This is a genomic window from Mesorhizobium sp. M4A.F.Ca.ET.020.02.1.1, assembly GCF_004022645.1.
GTDB lineage: Bacteria > Pseudomonadota > Alphaproteobacteria > Rhizobiales > Rhizobiaceae > Mesorhizobium.
In genome coordinates, this window is sequence record NZ_RZOI01001085.1 from 1 (window position 1) to 1,401 (window position 1,401).

Below are 1,401 nucleotides of genomic sequence, written 5' to 3' on the forward strand. Positions count from 1 at the left end.
GCGTGCGGCCAAGCCTGAGCTCGCCCGCGACCTTGGTTTCCTGGAGGAACTGTCCCGGAACGTATTGGGCCGATATCAGCTTGTCCTTTATCTGCTCGTAGGCTTGCTCGGTGAGGTTTTTCGCCGGCGTCGAAGCTGCCCGCCCCTTGCGGCCCGAAGCCGGTTTTCTCGTGCGATCTTTCATCTGCTATTCAATCCCGACTCAGCGTACCAAATGAAAATGCTTTTGGCACAACCATAATATATCAAAAAAATATGAGAAATACATGTTGCTTTGCGACAAAATAGATGGCCGCGCTATCGAGCGGTATCCGGCCAGTCGTCGCACCAATTGCCGGCCGCGTTCAGGGCCGGTGTGGATCTGCCGGGCGGGCAGGCTTCAGCAGCAACTGCGCCCATTTGACGAGATTGGCGTCCGCCCGTCCCGCCGGAGGAGAATAGAAAACGGGCAACCGCGCGATCGCTACCGCGAAGCTGGAGAAGAATTGATCGATCTCGATGCCCGCCAGGCTTTCCGCCGTCCGCGCATCGGCCTCGGCAATCATTTCGCCGAAAGCCAGTTCGGCTTCGTAGATCAGGCGCGTGCCGTCCGGAACCGTCATCAGCCGCAGGTCCAGCGAAATGCTGGCCAATGCGTGGCCCGCGTGGGTGAGCCTGCCAGCGATGCGGCAGGAGTGTGGCGGTTGGATCTCCGTGACCTTCGCCTCTCCCGCAACGCGGGTTGAGTGCGATCCATTCGGTCGCGATATCAGAGCCGTCAACTCGGCATCGGACGAGCCCGACAGTTCCTCGCATCCTTGAATGGATGACCTCAAGGCGGCGATGTTGCGCAGCCCGCCCCATACCGTCTCGATCGGGGCGGCAATGACGCGCTCACCGGACAGATGCATGCAGGCCTCCACGTGCGCGAACGTTGCCGTCAATAAGTGCCCTTGCCAAGGTGCGCGACGCCTTCGATCTCGATTAGGATTTCCGGTGCTGCAAGGCTGCTGACCTCGACCAGCGTGCATGCCGGGAAGTCGCCTTGGAAGAATTCCTTGCGGGCCTTCCAGACCTGCTCGCGGTTCTCGATGCGTGTGACGAAGATCGTCAGCTTGACGAAGTCGGACATTTTTCCGCCAGCCGCTTCGACCAGCGCCTTGTGCTTGTCCAGGATGACCTTGGTCTGGGTGTATTCGTCGGACCCCAGGATGGTCTTGAAGTCGGGGCCGCGCGCCGTAAGGCCGGACATGTAGGCTATGCCGTCGACGACGACGCAGTTCGACCACAGGCCGGCGGCCGCTTCCGTCACCTTGTCGCTGATAACGCGTTGTATGGTCATGAATGAATTCTCCTTGTCTCGGTCATCATGGGGCGAATTGTGCTCGGTGATCTTGGCCAGGGCTTTCGGGTGTCCCGGGG

The 1,401-nt window shown here is 60.2% G+C and carries 2 protein-coding genes and 1 pseudogene; all 3 read right to left on the reverse strand.

Features of this window, described 5'->3' with window-relative positions; translation table 11 throughout:
* Positions 1 to 184 (reverse strand): annotated as a pseudogene (locus EN742_RS35015) (GntR family transcriptional regulator); the annotation flags it as partial.
* Between the two features lie 160 nt (positions 185 to 344).
* On the reverse strand, positions 345 to 923 hold the full coding sequence (locus EN742_RS35020) for an SRPBCC domain-containing protein (RefSeq protein WP_189375734.1): 579 nt from the start codon (positions 921 to 923) through the stop codon (positions 345 to 347).
* Positions 920 to 1,401: RidA family protein (locus EN742_RS35025; protein ID WP_210214509.1), on the reverse strand; the 482-nt coding region annotated here is incomplete at its 5' end. The genes EN742_RS35020 and EN742_RS35025, both read right to left, overlap by 4 nt.